General features: G+C 71.3%; 21 protein-coding genes. 15 read left to right on the top strand and 6 right to left on the bottom strand.

The features are described 5' to 3' along the window. Positions 1-9: 9 nt before the first annotated feature. Positions 10-1188 carry a nucleotide disphospho-sugar-binding domain-containing protein gene (locus ACQEV1_RS30890; RefSeq protein WP_433398087.1) on the top strand — a complete coding sequence of 393 codons (1179 nt, stop codon included), beginning with the start codon at positions 10-12 and terminating at the stop codon, positions 1186-1188. 883 nt (positions 1189-2071) lie between these two features. Then, positions 2072-2206, top strand: coding sequence for a hypothetical protein (locus ACQEV1_RS30885; protein ID WP_433398085.1), 135 nt, complete (start codon positions 2072-2074; stop codon positions 2204-2206). Between the two features lie 10 nt (positions 2207-2216). Here the strand turns inward: ACQEV1_RS30885 and ACQEV1_RS30880 are convergent, their stop codons facing one another. Beyond that, positions 2217-2897 (bottom strand): toxin glutamine deamidase domain-containing protein, encoded by a 681-nt coding sequence (locus ACQEV1_RS30880; protein WP_433398083.1) that lies wholly within the window; start codon positions 2895-2897, stop codon positions 2217-2219. Positions 2898-2954: 57 nt separating this feature from the next. Next, entirely contained in the window at positions 2955-3605 is a 651-nt protein-coding gene (locus ACQEV1_RS30875; RefSeq protein ID WP_285622570.1) for a TetR/AcrR family transcriptional regulator, read from the bottom strand. A 222-nt stretch (positions 3606-3827) separates the two neighbouring features. Here ACQEV1_RS30875 and ACQEV1_RS30870 point away from each other — a divergent pair, with 222 nt between their 5' ends. The 5 genes from ACQEV1_RS30870 (at position 3828) to ACQEV1_RS30850 (ending at position 8827) form a co-directional block, all read left to right on the top strand. Then, complete coding sequence (locus ACQEV1_RS30870) at positions 3828-5258, top strand: MFS transporter (protein ID WP_433398081.1); 1431 nt, start codon at positions 3828-3830, stop codon at positions 5256-5258. Between the two features lie 91 nt (positions 5259-5349). Next, positions 5350-6027 carry a hypothetical protein gene (locus ACQEV1_RS30865; protein ID WP_433398079.1) on the top strand — a complete coding sequence of 226 codons (678 nt, stop codon included), beginning with the start codon at positions 5350-5352 and terminating at the stop codon, positions 6025-6027. Positions 6028-6391: 364 nt separating this feature from the next. Continuing rightward, the gene (locus tag ACQEV1_RS30860) at positions 6392-7318 is read left to right on the top strand and encodes a cytochrome P450 (protein ID WP_433398077.1); all 927 of its coding nucleotides are present in this window, start codon (positions 6392-6394) and stop codon (positions 7316-7318) included. After that, positions 7311-7919 (top strand): peroxiredoxin-like family protein, encoded by a 609-nt coding sequence (locus tag ACQEV1_RS30855; RefSeq protein ID WP_433398075.1) that lies wholly within the window; start codon positions 7311-7313, stop codon positions 7917-7919. Before ACQEV1_RS30860 ends, ACQEV1_RS30855 begins: the two co-directional genes overlap by 8 nt. 68 nt (positions 7920-7987) lie before the next feature. Continuing rightward, complete coding sequence (locus tag ACQEV1_RS30850) at positions 7988-8827, top strand: alpha/beta fold hydrolase (RefSeq protein ID WP_433398073.1); 840 nt, start codon at positions 7988-7990, stop codon at positions 8825-8827. A 64-nt stretch (positions 8828-8891) separates the two neighbouring features. Here the strand turns inward: ACQEV1_RS30850 and ACQEV1_RS30845 are convergent, their stop codons facing one another. From ACQEV1_RS30845 to ACQEV1_RS30830, 4 genes are read right to left on the bottom strand one after another with little or no spacing between them, the layout of a single operon-like run. Continuing rightward, positions 8892-9713: an IclR family transcriptional regulator domain-containing protein gene (locus ACQEV1_RS30845; RefSeq protein WP_349497971.1), complete on the bottom strand. Its 822-nt coding sequence runs from the start codon at positions 9711-9713 to the stop codon at positions 8892-8894. A 49-nt stretch (positions 9714-9762) separates the two neighbouring features. After that, the gene (locus ACQEV1_RS30840) at positions 9763-10536 is read right to left on the bottom strand and encodes an SDR family NAD(P)-dependent oxidoreductase (RefSeq protein ID WP_433398071.1); all 774 of its coding nucleotides are present in this window, start codon (positions 10534-10536) and stop codon (positions 9763-9765) included. A 7-nt stretch (positions 10537-10543) separates the two neighbouring features. Further along, positions 10544-11302, bottom strand: coding sequence for an SDR family NAD(P)-dependent oxidoreductase (locus tag ACQEV1_RS30835; protein ID WP_433398069.1), 759 nt, complete (start codon positions 11300-11302; stop codon positions 10544-10546). Then, positions 11299-12183 (bottom strand): TIGR03619 family F420-dependent LLM class oxidoreductase, encoded by an 885-nt coding sequence (locus ACQEV1_RS30830; RefSeq protein ID WP_433406011.1) that lies wholly within the window; start codon positions 12181-12183, stop codon positions 11299-11301. The genes ACQEV1_RS30835 and ACQEV1_RS30830 overlap by 4 nt, the downstream gene beginning before the upstream one ends. A 298-nt stretch (positions 12184-12481) precedes the next feature. On the opposite strand from ACQEV1_RS30830, the gene ACQEV1_RS30825 reads away from it, so the two are divergent. From ACQEV1_RS30825 to ACQEV1_RS30790, 8 genes are all read left to right on the top strand, one after another. Continuing rightward, positions 12482-13438: a VOC family protein gene (locus ACQEV1_RS30825; protein ID WP_433398067.1), complete on the top strand. Its 957-nt coding sequence runs from the start codon at positions 12482-12484 to the stop codon at positions 13436-13438. Positions 13439-13475: 37 nt separating this feature from the next. Further along, a complete protein-coding gene (locus ACQEV1_RS30820; protein ID WP_285622546.1) occupies positions 13476-14246 on the top strand; it encodes an amino acid ABC transporter ATP-binding protein in 771 nt (256 codons plus the stop codon). Then, complete coding sequence (locus ACQEV1_RS30815; RefSeq protein WP_285622544.1) at positions 14246-14974, top strand: amino acid ABC transporter permease; 729 nt, start codon at positions 14246-14248, stop codon at positions 14972-14974. The genes ACQEV1_RS30820 and ACQEV1_RS30815 overlap by 1 nt, the downstream gene beginning before the upstream one ends. 82 nt (positions 14975-15056) lie before the next feature. Then, on the top strand, positions 15057-15896 hold the full coding sequence (locus tag ACQEV1_RS30810; protein ID WP_285622541.1) for an ABC transporter substrate-binding protein: 840 nt from the start codon (positions 15057-15059) through the stop codon (positions 15894-15896). A 9-nt stretch (positions 15897-15905) separates the two neighbouring features. Beyond that, on the top strand, positions 15906-17372 hold the full coding sequence (locus ACQEV1_RS30805; RefSeq protein WP_433398064.1) for an FAD-dependent oxidoreductase: 1467 nt from the start codon (positions 15906-15908) through the stop codon (positions 17370-17372). Then, positions 17369-18613 (top strand): NAD(P)/FAD-dependent oxidoreductase, encoded by a 1245-nt coding sequence (locus ACQEV1_RS30800; protein ID WP_433398062.1) that lies wholly within the window; start codon positions 17369-17371, stop codon positions 18611-18613. The genes ACQEV1_RS30805 and ACQEV1_RS30800 overlap by 4 nt, the downstream gene beginning before the upstream one ends. Then, on the top strand, positions 18610-19551 hold the full coding sequence (locus ACQEV1_RS30795) for a dihydrodipicolinate synthase family protein (protein ID WP_433398060.1): 942 nt from the start codon (positions 18610-18612) through the stop codon (positions 19549-19551). The genes ACQEV1_RS30800 and ACQEV1_RS30795 overlap by 4 nt, the downstream gene beginning before the upstream one ends. Next, the gene (locus tag ACQEV1_RS30790; RefSeq protein WP_433398058.1) at positions 19548-19886 is read left to right on the top strand and encodes a (2Fe-2S)-binding protein; all 339 of its coding nucleotides are present in this window, start codon (positions 19548-19550) and stop codon (positions 19884-19886) included. Before ACQEV1_RS30795 ends, ACQEV1_RS30790 begins: the two co-directional genes overlap by 4 nt. Position 19887: the final 1 nt, after the last annotated feature.

Here is a 19887-nt window from a genome sequence, read left to right as displayed (position 1 = left end):
AGGCGAACCATGCGAGTGCTCTTCGTGCTGTGGGCCTACCGGACGCACTACTACCACCTCGCCCCGCTCTGCTGGGCGCTCCGTGCGGCCGGCCACGAGGTGCGGGTCGCCACACAGCCGTCCCTGCGTGACGTGGTCACCGCGGCCGGCGGTGTCTTCGTGGCCGCGGGCGCGGACCTGGACCGTGACGAGCTGCGACGGCGGCGGACGGAGAAGCCGTTCCTCGACGAGTTGCCGGCGACGCCGTCGCGCGACCTGGCCGACGACGACTGGCGCGGCGGCTGGCGCGCGAAGACGCTGGACGCGTTGAACGGCTTCGCCATCAGGGCCGATGACATGGTCGACGACGTCATCGCCTTCGGCCGGGCCTGGCGTCCGGACCTGGTCGTCCACGAGGCCACGAGCTACGCCGGGCCGCTGGCGGCCGCGGTGCTCGGCGTGCCGTCGGTCCGGGTGCCCCTCGGCCTCGACAGCCCGGGCCTGCTGGATGAGTACACCCCGGCGCTGCTGGCCTCCGTCGCCGGCCGCCTCGGCCTGCCGTCCGTGGACACGCACGGCACCGTGACGGTGGACAACACGCCGGTCTCGATGCGGCTGCCCTCCTCCGACCGGCGCCTGGCCGCCCGGTTCGTCCCGTACAACGGCGGGCCGGAGATCGTGAGCCCGTGGCTGCTGGAGCCGGCCGGCGGGCGTCGTGTCTGCGTCACCTGGGGTACGGCCGCGGTCACCCGCGGGGCGAACCTCCTCGCCGGCGACGTCGCCGAGGCCCTGTCCGCCGTGGACGCGGAGATCGTCATGCTGATGACAGAGCAGGACATCCGGCGCATCGAACCGGCGCCGCCCGGCGTCCGGCTGGTCACCTCGCTGCCGCTGCACCTTCTCCTGCCGAGCTGCGACGCGATCGTGAACCAGGGGGGCTCCGGGTCCGTGCTCACGGCCATCGACCGGGGCGTGCCCCAGCTCGTGGTGCCCCAGCTGCCCGACGAGGTGCTGTGCGGCCGGGCGTACGCGGGGACCGGAGCGGGCGAGGTCCTGACCGACCTGCGCGCGGACCTGCTTCGGGAGAGTGTCACGCGGCTCCTGGCCGAACCGGCCTACCGCGACGCGGCGGCCAAGCTGCGGGAGGAGGCCCACGGCCAACTGTCCCCGGCGGCGTTGGTCGGGGAGCTCGAACGACTGGCGTCGTGACGGCGGGGCGGCAACGCGGGAAGGCGCGGCGCGTCATACTCGCCAGTAGTCGAGGTGATCTCAGTGAGCCTTCGCCAACCTGATCATGCGCTGGCGATCATGAGGGTCTGGACTGCGGCGATGAGCTTGTCGGCGTTGTCGGGGCTGGAGCGGATCTTGCGCAGGATTTCCCAGGTCTTCAGCTCGACGTTGACCCGCTCGCCGGGTCCGCGGCGGGCGTGGGGCTTCGTTCACGTCTATTGTGCGAGGAGGAGCGGGCGCAGCTCTGCGCGGCTCGGCCCGCCTGGCCACCCGGCTCCCGGACCCCTGCTGTGCGGTGAGTCGCCCTCGGCGACCGGTTCTGCGTAGGCGTCGGCCACGGTGTTACGGGCTATGCCTAGATCAGCGGCAAGGCATCGGGCCGAGGGCGGCCGGATGCCCGACACGAGCCGCCCGGTGCGCACGTGCCTCCCGCAACGCGTCCATGAGCCCGGCGCGCAATCCGGATCCGCTCAGTTCCAGATGCAGGGCGACGCCGGCCACGGACGGCGGTGGAGTACCACGCGTCGATCAGCCTGCCTTTGACGCTGGTGGTCTGCTCGCCCAGCCGGTCGCTGGCGAACAGCTTGCCATCCAGAATGACGTAACTCTTCGGGTCGCCTACTCGACCGTTCTCCCGGAACGGGCCGCCAACATGATCTTGGTAAGATCACCTCACTCCGCTGCCGGAAGTGGAGGCGTTCGTCGAGCTCGTCGGGGGACTGGCCTCCGGCGACGTGATCGGGGGCACTCCCGAGTCGGTCGCCGACGAGCTCGTCGGCGGGCCGAGGCCCTGGCGGAGGCCGCCGACAGAAGCGGCACGTCATCCGGCGAGCTGCACGCCAAGCCCGTGGTGGCGAACGCGATGGCCGAGAGCGCGAACCTGCAGGCGGAGATCCTGCTGGGCGCGGAGGCGACGCCCCTGTTCCCGGACGGCCTGGTCAGCACGCTGGACGGACTGCACTGGACCTACCCGCGCGCGTCTCCGGCGCCGCGGTGACCCAGCCCTCTCAGGGACCGATCCGGGCCAGCACCAGCTGCCGCACGTTCGTGGTCTCCAGCCGGGCGAGCCGCCGGGCCTGCGGGTCGAGCAGCACCACCCGGCCGTTGTCGTTGTGCGCGTAGAGCAGGTGGCCGGTCGCCTCGGCTCCGTTCAGCTCCCGGCGGAGCCACACCACGCCCCTGGTGTCCGGGCCGGGCTCGCCGACCGCTCTGATGACCGTGTCCCAGTCCGCGCACGGTCCCACTTCGGCGGTCGGGAAGTGACCCCGGATGAACTCATTCCACCAGCCGGCCGATTCGTGCTCCGGCCGCCAGGGCGGCGCCGGTGCCGGAGCCGGGGCGCCGGAGATCGCCGCGTGCGCCGCGAGGACGCAGCCGCGGGCGTTGGTGCGGCGCGCCTGCACGACGGGGTCGCGGGGACGCGGATCGCGGTCGAAGCCGGCCAGGTCCGCCCACGGGTCGTCGGTGGCCGGGTGGAAGGGCGGTGCGCCGTTCTTCGGCACACAGACCAGGGCCGTCAGCATCGGCGCCGGCGAGGTCACCGGCGGGGCTCCGGGCACAGGCAGCTGGGCGACGCTGAACAACCACGCCTGGGCCGTCTCGGCCACCGGGCCGGAGCCGGCCAGCCGCAGTGGAAAGCCGTAGCAGCGCTGAAGCCAGTGGTCGGCCAGCCGGCGCGGATCGGGCATCGGGCCCAACCTCCTCAACGGTGACGACGCCGTGGCGGTGCGCGACGAGGCCGGCGATCACGGAGTCGCCGTGGGTACGTCGGCGACGGGCGGGGCGAGGGCCGCGAGCAGCGTCGCCGAGATGATCCGCGCGGCGTCCTCGGCGTCCAGCCTGCCCGCGGCGGTGTCTTCGGCTGCCGCGTGCATCAGGCTGAACACCGTGGTGACGAGCCATCTCTCGGGCAGGTCGTCGCGAAAGACGCCGACGCGTCGGCCGCGGTCGACGATCGTCTGGACCCGTCGCAGGATCCGGTCGTGGACGGCACGGATCCGTTCCGCGGGCAGTTCGCGTTGGGCGGCCTGAAGCACGGACCGGAACTGATGGACGATCTGCCACGAGGCGCCGACGAGTCGCGTCAGCGCCTGGCGTGGGTCACCGGTGGTGTCGGTGGCGTCGAGCGCCACGTCGGCCTGTTCGACGGTGCGCGTGAGTACGGCGTCGACGAGGTCCGCCCGGGTGCTGAAGTGCCCGTAGAGCGTGACCCGGCCGACACCGGCCGCCTTGGCGATGTCGGCGACGCTGGCGTCGGTGTCCCGGGCCAGGCACGACTGGGCCGCGTCCAGGATGGCCATGATGTTGCGCCGGGCGTCGGCCCGTCGTTCCGTGAGCGGCGTCGCCGCGCGTTGCGCGGACGACCTGCCGCCGGCGCCGCGCGGTGTGGCTGCCATCCCTACTCCTGTGCCGCATGAGCTGATGTCTCCGAGTAACTCGAACAGTGTAGTTCAGGTTGTCGCGCGTTCTCCCCGGCGACGGCGTCGGTGAGCTCCGCCCAATAACTTGAACATCAGTGTTCAACTTAGTGTGTTAGCTTGCAACTCGAACACGCATGTTCAGGTTGATCGGTCCGAGTCGATCGTGCATCGGGCTGTTGACATCAGAAGGAGCAGGTCATGGCGCCTACGTCACCGTCGCCGGTCACCGCTGACCGGGAGCACGGGTCGACCGGCCCGCACCGGTGGGGTCTGCTGGGGCTGTTGGGCGCCGCGCAGTTCATGCTCGTTCTCGACGTGACCGTCGTGAACGTCGCGTTGCCCGACATCAGCGCCGACCTGCCGCTGCACCGGGGAGCCGTGCCATGGGTGCTGACGGCCTACACGCTGGCGTTCGGTGGCCTCATGCTGCTCGGCGGCCGGGCCGCCGACCTGTTCGGTGCTCGCCGGCTGCTGCTCGGCGGTCTGGCGATCTTCGTCGCCGCGTCGCTGGTCAGCGGACTGGCAGTGGACGCGGCGATGCTGCTGGCCGGTCGTGCGGCGCAGGGCGTCGGCGCGGCGTCGATGTCGCCGGCGGCGCTGTCGGTGGTCACGACGACCTTCGCCGGCAAGGACCGGGCCCGAGCGCTGGGCGTGTGGGCGGGGATCGGCGGCGCCGGTTCGGCCCTGGGTGTGATCCTCGGTGGCCTGCTGACCTCTGGTCCGGGCTGGCGGTGGGTGTTCTTCATCAACGTACCGGCCGGGCTGATCGTCCTGGTGCTGCTGCCCATGGCGATTCCCGCCGGGCGGCGACACGGATCCGGAACCGCTCCGGCGGATGTCGCCGGTGCGCTCTCGGTCACGCTCGCCACCGGCGCCGCCATGTACGGGCTGATCAACGCCGGCGGACACGGCTGGCTCGCGGTGTCGACGCTCGCGCCGTTGGCCGCGGCGGTCCTGCTCTGCGGAGTGTTCGTGGTGGTCGAGCGCGTGGCCGCCGCACCGCTGATGCCATTGCGGGTGCTGACCCGTCGCCCGGTCGTGGCCGGGACGTTACTGATGTCGATCGCCACCGGCCTGATGGTGAGCGCGTTCTTCCTCGGGTCGTTCTACCTCCAGCGTCTTCATGGCCACAGCGCCGCGGGGACCGGCCTGGCCTTCCTGCCGATCGCGCTCGGCACCGTCATCGGGGCCCACGCCGGTAGCCGGGCCGTCACGAGATTCGACGGACGCGTACTCGCCACCGGCTCGTTGACCGTCACCGCGGCGGGTTACGGGCTGGCGGCCGGCGCCGGCGGTCCCGCCTGGCTCGTCGCGGGGCTCAGCGTGGCGGCGATCGGTGTCGGCGCCGCACTGGTCACGGCGGTCACCACGGCGCTGACCGCCGTCGCCCCGGGCGAGGCGGGAACGCGCTCGGGGATCGTGAACACCTCCCACGAACTCGGCGGCACGCTCGGGGTCGCCGTCCTGTCCACCGTCGCCGCCGGCGGCGTGGCCGGCGAGGTCAGCGCGACCGGCGTCACCCTGGCCTTCGCGGTCGGCGCCGTCGCGGCCCTGGCCGCCGCCGGGCTGAGCGTATTCGTCATGCCCCCAGGCGTCGCGCCCGCCAGCGCGACACCACACGCCCACTGATGCCGCGCGTCGGGCCCGCACCGCACCACTCGAACAACCGATGAGGAGAACACCGATGGATGCCCACCACCCGGCGCAACGCGAAGCCGGAATGACGACTCCCCACGGCGCCGTTGACCGACGCGACGCCGAGGACGACACCCGGTATGTACGGATGATGGTGAAGCTCACCGCGATGATCGGGGGGCCGCTGTTCCTGCTCACCGTCATCCTGCACCCGGCGCGCGACGGCCACGACATCGCGGCACATGCCGAGTGGTACGCGTTCACCCATTCCATGGAGGCCATCAGCCTGCTGGTGCAGGCGATCTGCCTGGCCGGTGTCCTGGCTCTGGGCCTTCGCGGGTTCGGTCCGCGCGGGCTTCCGGCGCTGTACACGGCTCTGATCGGCACCATCCTCTGGTTCGGCCTCATCGTCTTCGACGGCGGCCACAATCCGGTGACCGCCAGGTACGCGCCCGATCTCGTGCACACCTCCAAGGACCTGGACATCGAGGGCGGCATCATCGTGGTGGCGGCGAACGTCCTCTTCCCGGTGGGATACGTGATGCTCGCCCTGCTGCTCAACCGGTACGGACGGCGGTGGGCCGGCCTACTGCTGGGATTCGGTGGCGTGGTGTACGCGATCGGCGGCACCGCGGCGCTGTTCGGCTTCGGACCGCATTCGGTGGTCACGTCGGTCTTCGAGATCGCCGGCGCCGCACCCTACGCGTACGGATACGTGCTGCTCGGCCGCGCCTTCGGACGAGTCCGGAATCTGCCCGCCTGATGCCTGTCACGCCGTGTCACGGAATAGGGGACAAGGACGCGGGGACGATCATGGAGGCCCTCCTGGCGCCCGCGGGACGTACCGATCCTTTCCCGCTCTACGCGGAGGCGCACCGGATGGGACCGGTCTCGGCCATCGCCGACGGCCTGTTCCTGGTCTGCGGTTACGCGGCGGTCAACCAGGTGCTGCGCGATCCAGGGTTCGGGTTGCCCGACACGGCACCGCGCCGGCGGGAAGAGACCGATACCGCGGGTGATGACGCGTTGCGCTCGATGAGCCGGTCGATCCTGCGGGCCAATCCGCCCGACCATGAGCGTATGCGTTCCTTGATCTCCCAGGTGTTCACCCCCGCCGCATCATCTCCATGCGACCGGCGATCGAGGACGCGGTGGACGATCTGCTCGACCGGCTCGGCGAGGCCGGAGCAGACGGTCGGCCGGCCGACTTCATGAACGAGTTCGCCTTCCCGCTGCCGGTCACGGTGATCTGTGAACTGCTCGGCGTCCCCCGAGCCGACCGGCACCGTTTTCGTCCGCTGGCCACCGATCTGACCGAGGCGTTGGAACTGTCGGGCACCACCGTGGCCCCGGGGCCGGCCGATGCCGCCGCACGTGAGCTGGGCGGGTACTTCACCCACCTGATCGATGAACGCCGCGCGGCGCCAGGCGACGACCTCGTCAGCGTCCTGGTCGCGGTCCGAGACGCGGATGACGGCCGTCTGTCCGATGAGGAACTGCTCGCCAACCTCATCCTGCTCCTCGTCGCAGGCTTCGAGACCACCACCAATCTCCTCGGCAACGGTCTGGCGATCCTGTTCGGCCACCCCGGCGTCTCCGCGGCACTGCGCTCCGAGGAGATCGCGATATCCGCGTTCGTGGAGGAAGTACTGCGCTACGACTCCCCGGTGCAGGTGACCACCCGCCTGGCACGCGCCAGTGGCCTGGTCGTCGAAGGCATCCCCATTCCCGAAGGCAGCGACGTGATCCTCCTGATCGGTGCCGCCAACCGCGATCCCCACCGCTACCGCGATCCCGACCGCTTCGATCCCGCCCGCTCCGACATCAAACCCCTCAGTTTCGGCGCCGGCCCGCACATCTGCATCGGCAACAGCCTGGCCCGGCTTGAAGCATCCGTCGCCTTCCGCCGGCTCCTGGCCCGCTTTCCGACACTGTCCGCGGCACCCGCCCCGGCACGTACCCGCCGCGACCGGCTCGTCCTCCGCGGCTACGAGACCCTCCCAGTGAGCGGGCGGCGCCGACTCCCACATCAGAAAGGAGCGCGGGATGTCTGAACGCGCTGGAGAAGGAAGAATCACGACCGGCAGTCTCATCGCCGCACACGAGCTCGTCACCATAACGGGTGAGAGAATCGGCGTTCCCGACGCCGGACGGCTCGTTCACCTGCAGTTCCGGCGTTTCGCCGGCTGTCCCGTTTGCAACCTGCACATGCGGTCCATAGCGCAGCGGCACGACGAGATCGCCGCGGCGGAGATCAGGGAGATCGTGGTGTTCCACTCGACCGCCGAGGACCTCCTCGTTCACGCTGCCGAGCTGCCGTTCGCCGTCATCGCCGACCCGGACAAGCGGTTGTACGTCGAATTCGGCGTGGAGTCGGCGCCTCGGGCGCTGCTCGACCCGCGGGCCTGGATGCCGCTTGTTCGCGGATTCTCACACGACCTGTGGAAGATCATCCGCAGACGGCAGGCGGCCCCCTCCCTGAATCCGGAAGGGGGCAGTATCGGCCTTCCGGCTGATTTCCTCATCGCCGCCGACGGTCACGTTGTGGCATGCAAGTACGGCGAGCACGGCTATGACCAGTGGTCGGTCGACGAGCTGCTCGAACTCGCTCGTACGGAGAAAAGCCGGCCGAGATACCGGGAGAACGCGAGATGAGCACGGACTGGACCTTCGGTGGTCTGTGGCCGTACGAGCCGCGCTGGTTCGACACGGCCGATGGGCGTATGCACTACGTGGACGAGGGCCCGCGCGACGGGCGGCCGGTGGTGCTGTTGCACGGCAACCCGACCTGGGGCTTCCTCTACCGCGACTTCATCGGTCCGCTGGCCTCCGCCGGCCATCGCGTCATCGTGCCCGATCATCTCGGGTTCGGGCGCTCGGACAAGCCGTCCCGGCGCGAGAGTTACCGGATCGCCGAGCACGTACGCCGCATGGACGCTCTGCTGGAGTCGCTCGACCTGCGCCGGACCACCATCGTTCCTCACGACTGGGGCGGTCCCATCGGGCTGGCCTGGGCGGTCGCCCACCCGGACCGCGTACGCGGACTGTTCATCCTCAACACGGCGGCGCACGTCCCGAGGGAGAGATTCAAAGTGCCCGCCGCGCTCCATCTCTTCCGACTTCCCGGCATCGGTGCGGTGATGGTCAAGGGGTTGAACATGTTCCACCGGGCCTTCCTCTTCAGGGCCGGGGTGGTCGACCATTCGCGGCTGACGCCCGCGGTCAGAAGGGCCTATCTGGCACCCCATCCGACATGGTCCAGCCGGACCGGCGTGCTGGCTTTTCCGCGCGCCATTCCGATCACCCCGGCAGAGCAGCCGTGGGCGGCGTTCGCCGGGGAACTGGAGGCGGACCTGAAACGACACTTCCGGGACCGGCCCATACGGATCGTGTGGGCGATGCGCGATCCGTCCTTCGGCCCAGAGGTTCTCCAGTCGATGTGGCTGGACACCTTCCCGGACGCCGGCGTTCTGCGTCTTGAAAACGCCGGCCATTACCTTCAGGAGGACGCTCACGAACAGATCATCGGCGAACTGCTGGAATTCCTGAAAATGGATGCGTGAGGTGTCAATAGCGCGAAGTAACGCCCTATGAGCTGTCCGGATGGATGCCGTGGTGTCGTCAGGGTCAGTCGGCCCAGTTGAGCGAGTGGCTGAGGCCGAGTTCGATCTCGGCGGCGGCCTCCTGCACGACCGGGACCAGCGCCCGCATCTCCTCCACCGACTTGCGTCCGATGTGGGTGGACAGGTTGATCGCCGCGCGGGCCCGCCCCATCCGGTCCCGTACGGGCACGGCCACGGCGACGAGGCCCTCTTCGAGCTCCTGGTTGACCAGGGCGTACCCCTCCTCACGGACCTTGCGGAGCTCGGCGCGGAACTCCTTGTGGTCGGTGATGGTCCGGGGCGTGGAGGGCGTCAGCTCGTACGTGCTGAGGTAGTGCTCCAGCTCGGGCGCCGGCAGGTTGGCCAGCAGCACGCGGCCCATCGCGGTCGAGTGCGCGGGCCGGCGCGCCCCGACGTTCACCGAGATCGTCATCAGCGCCGGCCCGGGCACGCGCACGACGTAGACGACGTCGCCGCGGTCGAGGATCGACCCCTCGCTCGCCTCCGACGTCTGCGCGACCAGCTTCTCCAGGGTCGGCAGCGCGATGTCGGGGAAGGACAGCGCGGACAGATAGGAGTAGCCGAGCTCGAGGACCTGGGGCGTCAGCTCGTAGCGGTTGTTCCTCGTGTGGACGTAGCCCAGCTCGGACAGCGTCAGCAGGAAGCGGCGTACGGCGGCGCGGGTCAGGCCCGCCTCATGGGCGATCTCCGAGACGGTCATCGACGGCCGGTCGGCGTTGAACACGCGGATGATCGCCAGGCCGCGTTCGAGAGAGCGGACGAAGTCGCGCGAGCGTTCGTCCTCACCACCGTTGTCCAGGTCGTCGGACGGTGCGCCACGAACCACGAGATGACCTCCGGAGTGGGAAAGGGCCAGGCGGCGGACCACAGAGTGGTCATCTGATGTAGGAGGCACCGTTGATGTCCAATGTGGCCCCCGTGAGACTAGGGCATTCGCCGGTCGCGAGAAAAGCGACGAGAGAGGCGACCTCGCCGGCCTCGACGAGCCGTCCCATCGCCAGTCCGTCGGCGGTCGCGCGCCGGGCCGGCTCGTCCTTTCCGGCGACGGACATCCCGGTGTCGACGACCCCCGGCGCCACGATGTGCACCCGGAGGCCCTGCCGCGCGAAGTTGCGCGCGAACGTCTGGGCGAGGTTGCGGATCGCCGCCTTGGACGCCGCGTAGGAGGAGACGTCGAGTATGCGGGAGCCCTGTTCGGCGGCCCAGCTCGACAGCACGATGATGGTGCCGGACCCGCGCGCGGCGAAGTGCCGGGCCGCCTCGCGCATCAGGGCGCCCGCGCCGATGACGTTCACCTGGAGGGCGTCCTGCCAGCCGGCGTCCCACAGCTCGTCCGGCCCGTCGAACGGGGTGTCGGGGATCACCGCCGCGTTGAGCACCACGACGTCGACGTCGTAGTGCCAGGCGAGCGCCGAGCGCCAGAGGCCGCGTGCGCCGGCCGGCGTGCCGAGATCGGCCTGGAGCAGCAGCTTGCGGTCGTCCGGCAGCGCGTCGACCGCCTGTTCGGCGCCGTCCCGCTGCGTGCGGTACTGCGCGATGACGTTGGCGTCGGCGGCGGCGAGCGCGCGTGCGGTCACCGCGCCGATGCCACGGGAGGCGCCGGTCAGCAGGACGGTGCGGCCGGCGAGCGCGTTCTGGGCGAGGTACACGTGTCTCCTACTGGATTCCGCCGTCGACGTTGATCATCTGTCCGGTGACGCCCGACGACAGGTCGCTGGTGAGGAACGCGATCGTGTCGGCGACCTCCTCCGCCGTGGCGATCCGCCGGAGGGCGGTCGCCCGCGCGGCCTGGTCGAGCGCCTCGGTCACGTCCAGGCCGGTGGTCTCCCGGCGGCTCGCCATGCGGGACCGGAGAGCGTCGGTGGCGATCGGACCCGGTGCCACGGCGTTGACCCGTACCCCGTCCGGCCCGAGCGCGAGCGCCGCCGACCGCACGATGCCGAGCACCGCGTGCTTTCCGGCCGCGTACGAGGCGATGTTCGGGTCTCCCCGCCAGGCGTTCAGCGACGCCACCGCCGTGACGGTCGAGCCCGTGCCGAGCAGGGGAGCCGCATGCTTGATCGTGGCGGCGACGCCGCGCGCGTTGATCGCGAGCACCCGGTCGAAGTCCGCGAGGTCCAGGTCCGCGAGGCGTTGCCACGACGGGACGACGCCGGCCGCCGCGACGACCCCGTCGATCCCCTCCAGCAGCGCCGCCGACTCGGCCAGCGCCGCGCGCACCGAGTCCTCGTCGCGAACGTCGACCGCTGCCGCCTGCCAGCCCGGAGGCAGGTCGGACGGCGGCGCGGACGGCAGGTCGAGCACCGTGCCGCGCGCGCCCATCGCGGCGAAGCGCCGGACGACGACGGCGCCGATGCCGTTGGCGCCTCCGGTGACGACCACCCGGCGGCCCGTGAGCAGCGCCGCGGCGGTCATCGGGCGCCCGCCGCGTCGCGCAGGAGGTCGTGGTCCGCTCGCGCGTCGCCGTCCACCGGGTCGACGTCGACGATGATCTCGTCGACCCCGGCCCGGCCGAGGTCGGCGATCCGGCGGGCGACCTCCGCTGAGCGGCCGGTGGAGGCGACGAGCCGCAGCGCGACGTACAGCGACGACGGGTCGCGCCCCGCGCCGGCGGCGGTGGTGCGGATGGTCGCGATCTCACTCGCGAGCCGATCCGGGTCCAGTTCGGGTACCGCCTGCTGGGCGAGCCAGCCGTCGCCCAGGCGTGCCGCGCGCCGCAGCGCGGCCGGAGAGTGGCCCCCGACGTAGAGCGGAACGGCGTGGGCGGGCGTGGGCAGCACGATCGTTCCCGGCGGAAGGTCGTAGTGAGGGGTCGAGCGGCCGGCCGGGCGGCCCGTCCAGCACTCGCGCAGCAGCGTGATCCACTCCTCCATCCGCGCGGCGCGCCCGTCGAACGGCATGCCCAGTGCGGCGAACTCCTCGCGCATCCAGCCCGCGCCGACGCCGAGTGCGACCCGGCCGCCGGACAGCGCGTCGACGCTCGCGACCTGCTTGGCGAGCAGCACCGGGTTGCGCTGCGGGAGGACCAGCGCGGCGGTGCCGAGCCGGACCCGTTCGGTCACCGCGGCCGCGGCGGCCAGCGCGACGAGTGCCTCCACGTACGGGGTGTCCGTCGGCCAGGTCGCCCTGCCGTCGGCGGCGAACGGGTACCGCGACTCGATGACCTCGGGCTGCACGACGTGGTCGCTGACCCAGAGGGAGTCGAACCCGGCCCGTTCCAGCTCTCGCGCGCGCTCGGCCACCGAGGCCGCCGGCACCGCGGTGCCCGTGTGGGGAAGCTTGACGCCGATCCGCATGGTCACTGACCACGACCTTTCTCTCCGCGCCCGTGTCCGGCGCGGGGACGGCGGCGTCCTCGCGTGGTGTGCGTGAGCTGCGCCGATGTCGCCGCCGATGCGATGCCGGGCGGCCTGATGGCCCGTGATGCTAGTTACGGGGCGTGATGTGCGTCAAGCGCGCAAATGTTCGCTATGAATACCGCTGTGCGTCTTGCGTGCAATCAAACGATCTGCGAACATCGCCGGACATGTAGGGCCAGACGGTGCTGTAGCGACGTTTGCGCTGGTCCGACCGCCAGGAGGTAGCGGAAACAGTATGGTCACCACCCTTCGCAGACATGGGACGCTGGTCGGTCTGGACCACATCGGCATCGGTGTGTCGGACATGACGGCGTCGCTGGAGTTCTACGCAGAGCTGGGATTCACCGACGTCGCGTTCGACTACACGGGCCCGCTGCCGGGCCTGAGCGCGGTCACCGGGTACGACGAGACCGAGGCGCGGGTGGTCTTCCTCCGCACCGGCAACCCCACGGTCCTCGGCCGGGCGTCGATCAAGCTCGTGCAGATCACGAACCGGACGCAGCCGCCCGCCCCGGAGGGACAGGCGTGGGGCGAACCCGGCATCTGCGAGGTGTGCGTCCACGTCCACGGGCAGGAGGCGTTCTACCGCGACCTGGTGTCACGAGGGCACACCGGCCTGATGGAGCCGAACGAGTCCGACCTGCCGCCCTACGAGACCCACTGCGGCCTGTCCTACGTCGCCGACCCGGACGGCGCCAAGATCGAGCTGATCGAGTGGTCGACGCTCGAGGCCGGGTGGCCGGTCGAGCCCGGCCCGCAGGGCGTCAACCACGTGGCGTTCGGTGTGGCCGACATCGAGCGCACGCGGGACTTCTACCGCCGGCTCGGGTTCACCGGGCAGCTGTTCGAGTCCGACGGCTACTTCGAGCCGATGCGCCCGTGGTTCCACCCGCGCACGCCGCCGCGGCAGCGGATGATGCTGCTGACCAGCCCGTTCGGCGGAGCGCTCGAACCCGTCCAGCACTTCCCCCCGTCGCCGGACATGCGCGGCGAGTGGGGACACCTGGGCACCTTCGAGTTCGCGGTGGGCGCGCGGTGCATCGACACCGCCATCCGGCACCTCGCGGACGGCGACATCGCGCTCGTCGGAGACCCGGTCACCATCGACCTGGGCGACGGGGCGACCTGGCGCTACGCCTACTTCCGGGATCCCGACGACCTGTACGTCTGCGTCACGGAGGTCCGGGCGTGACCGGCGGGCGGCGCACGCGCGGAGAGCGAGCCGGCCGATGAGCGCCACCGACCGGACCGCGCCGATCGTCGAGCTGCGCGGCATCCGCAAGTCGTTCGGCGAGCTCGAGGTGCTGCGCGGCATCGACCTGGAGATCTTCGCCGGCGAGCACGTCGTGATCTTCGGCCCGTCCGGGTCCGGCAAGTCCACCGTGCTGCGCAGCATCAACCTGCTCGAACCGCCCACCTCCGGATCGCTGAAGGTCGCGGGCGTCGAGTACGGACCGGGCGTGCCCGGCGAGAAGGCCGGACGCCGCGGCAAGCCGTTGGAGCTACGCCGCACCGTCGGCATGGTCTTCCAGCAGTTCAACCTCTTCCCGCACCTCACCGCGCTGGACAACGTGGCGCTGCCGCTGCGGTCGGTCCGCGGGGTACGCCGGGCCGACGCGCAGGTGCGCTCGGCGGAGGCCCTGCGCCGGGTCGGGCTGCTCCAGCGCGCCGCCCACTATCCGCAGCAGTTGTCCGGCGGCCAGCAGCAACGCGTCGCGATCGCCCGCGCCCTCGCCCTCGACCCGAAGGTGATGCTCTTCGACGAGCCGACCTCGGCGCTGGACCCGGAGCTCGTGGGCGAGGTGCTCAAGACGATGCGGGAGGTGGCCGAGACCGGGATGACGATGGTCGTGGTCACCCACGAGCTCAGCTTCGCCAGAGAGATCGGGGACCTGAACGTGTTCATGGAGGACGGCGTCGTCGTCGACAGCGGCCCGCGCGGCTTCTTCGAGGAGACCACCAGCCCCCGGGCCCGTGAGTTCATCATGGCGGTGCGCTGATGTACGACTGGGGACTCATTTGGCAGCACCACGGCATCTTGGTGAACGGCCTCCTGGTCGCGTTCAAGGTGTCACTGTTCGCGCTGGTCATATCCGTCGTCGGCGGCCTCGCGCTCGCCATGATGCGGATGTCGCGGCCGCCCGTCTCCTGGATCGCGGTCGCCTACATCAACATCTTCCGCGGCGTGCCGGCGCTGGTCAGCGTGATCTGGGTGTACTTCGGCGTCTCGCTGCTGCTCGGCGTCGACTTCAGCGTCTTCGAGGCGGGCGTCATCGCCCTGTCGCTGCTGTACAGCGCGTTCATGGCCGAGATCTTCCGGTCGGCGCTCAGCGCCATCCCGAACGGTCACCGTGAGGCGGGACACGCCCTGGGCATGCGCCCGATCCGCGTGTTCTTCTCGGTCATCCTGCCCCAGGCCGTCAAGATCGCGCTGCCGAACATCGGCAGCATGTTCATCGGCATGCTGAAGGACACCTCGACCTTCACCGTCATCGGCCTGCTCGAGGTCGTCCGGGTCACCCAGAACCTCGTCTCCCAGACGTTCCAGCCGTTCGTGCTCTACACGGCGGCCGCGGCGATCTACGTCATCGCGGCGTTCCTCATCGACCTGGTGTTCCGCCTCATCGAAGGCGCGTACGCCAGCCCGCCGCGCGGCGCCGTCTCCCGGCTGCTGCGGTCCCGGCGGCAGCGGCGCATCCAGAGCCTCATGGCCGAACTCGGTTCGTGAGCCCGGCATCCGCCGGACCCTTCCATCCCTCTCGCCATCGAGCACTGAGCAACTCAGCACTGAGCACTGAAAGAGGAAACCCATGGTCAGAAGCATGAAGCCGTGGTCGGTGGCGAGGCGTGGCGCGATCGCGTGCGTCGCCGTCGTGTCGGCCCTCTCCCTGGCGGCGTGCGGCAAGTCCGGCGGTGACGGAGGCAGCGGCCTCAACCAGTCCGGCACGCTCACGGTCGGCATGAACCTGCAGTTCAAGCCGGAGATGTACCTCGACTCGGCGAACAAGCCGGCCGGCTACGACGTCGACCTGCTCAACAAGCTCGCCAAGGAGCTGAACGTCAAGCTCGTCATCAAGAACCTGGACTTCAACGGCCTCATCCCCGGCCTGCAGAGCAAGAAGTTCGACCTCGTCTCGGTCGGCCTGACCGCGACCGACGCGCGCAAGAAGGTCATCGACTTCACCCGGCCGTACGTGCCCTACACCAGCGTGCTCGCGGTCCGGCAGAACGACGACTCGCCCGCGCAGATCGCCACCTACAACGCCTCCGGCAAGATCATCACGGCGCTGCAGGGCTCCACGGGCGAGCAGCTCGCCAAGAAGTCCTTCCCCAGCGCCAAACTGCAGACCTACAACGACCAGAACTCCGCCCTGCTCCAGGTCGCGACGGGACGCGCGAACGGCAGCGTCCTGGAGGACTACATCCTCGCCCAGTACCAGAAGAGCAACCCGAACCAGCTGAAGAAGGCGGCCCTGCCCAAGCCGCTCGACCTGTCGTACGGGGCGTGGGCCGTGCAGAAGGGCAACTCGACGCTGGCGGGGAAGCTGAACGCCTTCCTGTGCAAGGCGCAGAACGACGGGTCGCTCGCCGGGCTGTACAAGAAGGACTTCGGGGTGACGGACGCTCCGGCCATGCCGGCGGGCTGCTGAACGATGCCGGTGAGCGATCAGAGCATCGACCTCCTCGTCGTCGGCGGCGGACCGGCGGGCATCTCGGCCGCCCGGTCCGCCGCCGAGGCGGGCCTGGACGTCCTGCTCGCCGACGAACGCCCGACGCTCGGCGGCCAGATCTACAAGCAGCCCGGCCCGGGTTTCACGGTCACCGACCCGGCCGCGATGGACCGCCAGTTCCGCCAGGGCAGGGCGCTCATCGACTCCCTCGACGGCACCGGCGTCGAGGTGCTCCTGCGCACGAGCGTCGTCGCCGTCGAGGATCGGCGGGTCGTACTGGTCACGGAGGGATCCGCGGCGCGGACCGTGACGGCGCGGCGGATGGTGCTCGCACCCGGGGCGCACGACCGGCCGGTCGCCTTCCCCGGGTGGACGCTGCCCGGTGTGATCACCGCGGGCGGGCTGCAGACGCTGGCCAAGACCCAGCGCGTCCTGCCGGGGGAGCGGATCCTGTTCGCCGGCTCCGGCCCGGTCGCGCTGGCCTTCCCGGCGCAGCTCGCCCACTACGGCGCGCACATCGTGACCGCGCTGGAGGCCGGACCGGCGCCCCGGGCCGGGGATCTGGTGAGGCTCGCCCGCGCGGCGCGCGGCAACGGCGCGCTCCTGCGCGACGCCGCCCGCTACCGCGGCATGCTGCTCCGGCACCGGATCCCCCTGCGCTACCGGCGGATCGTGGTGCGGGCCGAGGGCGACGGCCGGGTCGAGCGGGTCGTGCACGCGGCCGTCGACCCGGACTGGCGCGTGCTGCCCGGCACCGAGGAGACCGTCCGGGCCGACGTGCTGTGCGTCGGCTACGGGTTCGTGGCCTCGCTGGAGCTCATGCGCCTGGTGGGCTGCGAGTTCGACCATCGGGAGGACCTGGGCGGCCACGTCGTGCGCCGCGACGAGTGGCTCCGTACGACCGTCGACGGCGTCTACGCCGCGGGTGACGGCGCCGGAGTCGAGGGGTCCTTCGTCGCCATCGACGAGGGTCGCGTCGCCGGGCTCGCCGCGGCGATGGACGCGGGCGTGCTGAGCGCGGCCGACGCCGCCGCGGCGGCCGCGCCCGCGCGCCGCCGTCTCGACCGGCGCCGCGCGCTGAGCGCCGCCACCGCACGGCTGTACCGCGTCGGACCCGGCGTCTACGAGCTGAGCGACGACGACACGGTGATCTGCCGGTGCGAGGCGGTCCGCCGGCGGGACCTGGCGCCGGCGATCGCGTCCACCGACGACATCAACCTGGTGAAGGGCTACACCCGTGCCGGGATGGGGCCGTGCCAGGGACGGATCTGCCAGCGGCAGGTCGCCGGCCTCATCGCCCGGCACCACGGCCGTCCCATCGAGGAGGTCGCGCTGGCCACGCCCCGCATGCCGGTACGGCCGGTGCCGATCGGCGCGCTGGCCGACCACACGATCCAGGGCCCGACGCTGTTCCTCGCCGAGGACGCGGCGGCCGAGGACGGGACGAAGCCGTGACCGCCGGACCGCTGGAGTCCCGGCACTGGGTGCCGGCCGGGCACAGCCACGCGCCGCTGCCGTCGAGCACCGACGTGCTCGTCATCGGCGGCGGCATCGCGGGCACCGCGATGGCGTACTACCTCGCCCGGAGCGGGGTCGAGGTCACGCTCGTCGAACGCGGCGAGCTCAACCGGGAGGCGTCCGGCACCAACGCCGGCAGCTTCCACCTCCAGCTCGCCATCCACCAGCTCTCCGGCCAGGGCGCCGAGGCGGACCGCGAGCGGCTGCTGGACGAGGCGCGGCTCAGCCTGGAGGCGTACTCGGTCTGGAAGGAGCTCGGCGACGAGCTCGACGGCTCTCTCGACCTGCACGAGACCGGCGGCTGGATGGTCGCGGAGACCCCCGAACAGGTGCGGACACTGCGGGACAAGTACGAGCTGGAGCGTCTGGCCGGCATCGAGACCGAGGTCGTCACGGGCGCGGAGCTGCGGCGGCGCGCGCCGTACCTGGCCGAGACCGTCATCGGTGCGACGTACTGCCCGATCGAGGGCCACGCGAACCCGCTGGTCGTCGCGCCGCTGTACGCGCTGCGCGCCGTGGAGCACGGCGCGCTCATCCGCACCGGCACCGAGGTGCGGCGCATCGACGTGAACGGCGACAGCGGCGCGCGGCGTTTCACCGTGCACACCGACGCCGGGCGGATCGACGCGCACCGCGTCGTCGACTGCGCGGGCGCCTGGTGCGGCGAAGTGGCCGCGATGGTCGGCCTGCGGCTCCCCGTACGCAACGAGGGCCTGCACGTGAACGTCACCGAGCCGCGGCCGCGCCTGCTGACGCCCATGGTCCAGCACATCGGGCGGCGGCTCACGCTCAAGCAGACCGACCAGAACACCTTCATCATCGGCGGGGGATGGCCGACGCCGGACGCCCCGCGTCCCCGGCGTTATCCGACGAGCTGGCACAGCGCGGCCGGCAGCACGGCGGTGGCGGTGTCGGTCCTGCCGGCGCTCGCGGACGTACGGGTGGTGCGCACCTGGTCCGGAGTGATCGTGTTCACGAACGACTTCTCGCCCGTCGTCGGGGAGTCCGCGCTCGTGCCCGGCTTCCACGCCTGCGTGTCGTCGACCGGGTTCACCTTCAGCCCGTACTTCGCCCGCCGCCTGGCCGAGCAGATGACCTCGCCGGTGGCCTCGCCCTTTCCCGAGCGGTACTCGCTCGACCGGGCGACCACCGGCACTCTTCGAAGGGAGAATCGATGAATCGCGACGACGTCGACTGGCAGGGGTACTACCCGGCCTTCGTCACGCCGTTCACCGAGGCGGGGGACCTCGACCTGGACACGCTGCGCGCGCTCGTGGACCACTACGTCGCCGAGGGCATGCACGGCATCGTGGTCAACGGCACGTGCGGCGAATGGTTCTCCCAGACGCCCGAGGAGCGCCGGGCGGTCGCCGAGACCGCCGTCGAGCAGGCCGCCGGGCGGCTGCGCGTGCTCGTCGGCAGCACCGCCTACACGGCCAGGGAGACCGCCGAGTACGCGCGCCACGCGCTCGCGGCCGGCGCCGACGGTGTGCTGGCGTCGCCGCCGCCGTACGCCAAGCTCTTCCCGGACGAGGTGATCGCGTTCTACCGCGACCTCGACGCGGTGGTGGACGGCCCGATCGTCGTCTACAACTGGCCGCACGGCAGTGGCGTCGACATCGGCACGGAGCTGGCGGACAAGCTCGCCGACATCGACCAGATCGTGGCCATCAAGGACAGCACGCCCGACGCCGACCAGTTCTTCGCGACCTCGCGGCGCGTACGGGACCGGGTGCGCGTCTTCGGCCCGTACATGAGCGTCCGTGGCCTGGAGGTGCTGCGCACCGAGGGCGGCGACGGCACCGTCGGCGGCGGCTCGCTGTTCGGGCGGCCCGACCCCGCGTTCTGGGAGTCGTACTGGCGCGGTGAGTACGAGGGGCCGCGGGAGCACGCGGTGGCGAGTGACCGGCTCTTCCCGAAGCTGTGGCTGCCGGGCGGCTGGGCGGGCAAGTACGGCGCCTACCAGAGCCAGCTCAAGGCGCTGATGACGATGCTCGGCCAGCCCGCCGGGCACGTGCGCCGGCCACGCCTGCCCATCACCGACGCCGGCAGCCTGCGCACCATGCGCGCCGTGCTGGTGGAGGAGGGGCTGCTGGCGGAGGCGGCCGAGCAGTGACGATCGAACGGCCCCGGCTGCCCGCCGGGCACGGGCTGGAGCGCGGGCCGGCGGTGACCGTGACGGTCGACGGCCGGCCCGTGACCGCCTACCTGGGGGAGAGCGTCGCCGCGGCGCTGATGGCCGCGGGCGGCCTGGACACCCGGACGACCCGCGCGGGCGAGCGCCGCGGCCTGTTCTGCGGCATGGGCGTGTGCTTCGACTGCCTGGTGATCGTCGACGGCGTGCCGGGGACCCGCGCCTGCGTGACCTGGGTGCGCGAGGGGACGGACATCGCCCGGCAGGACGGTCCGGGCGATCGCCGTGAGACCGGCGACGGCCCGGACCGTGCCTGAG

This window comes from Actinoallomurus sp. CA-142502 (assembly GCF_050936355.1).
GTDB classification, from domain to species: Bacteria; Actinomycetota; Actinomycetes; order Streptosporangiales; family Streptosporangiaceae; genus Actinoallomurus; species Actinoallomurus iriomotensis.
This window is presented reverse-complemented; position numbering and strand designations above follow the sequence as displayed.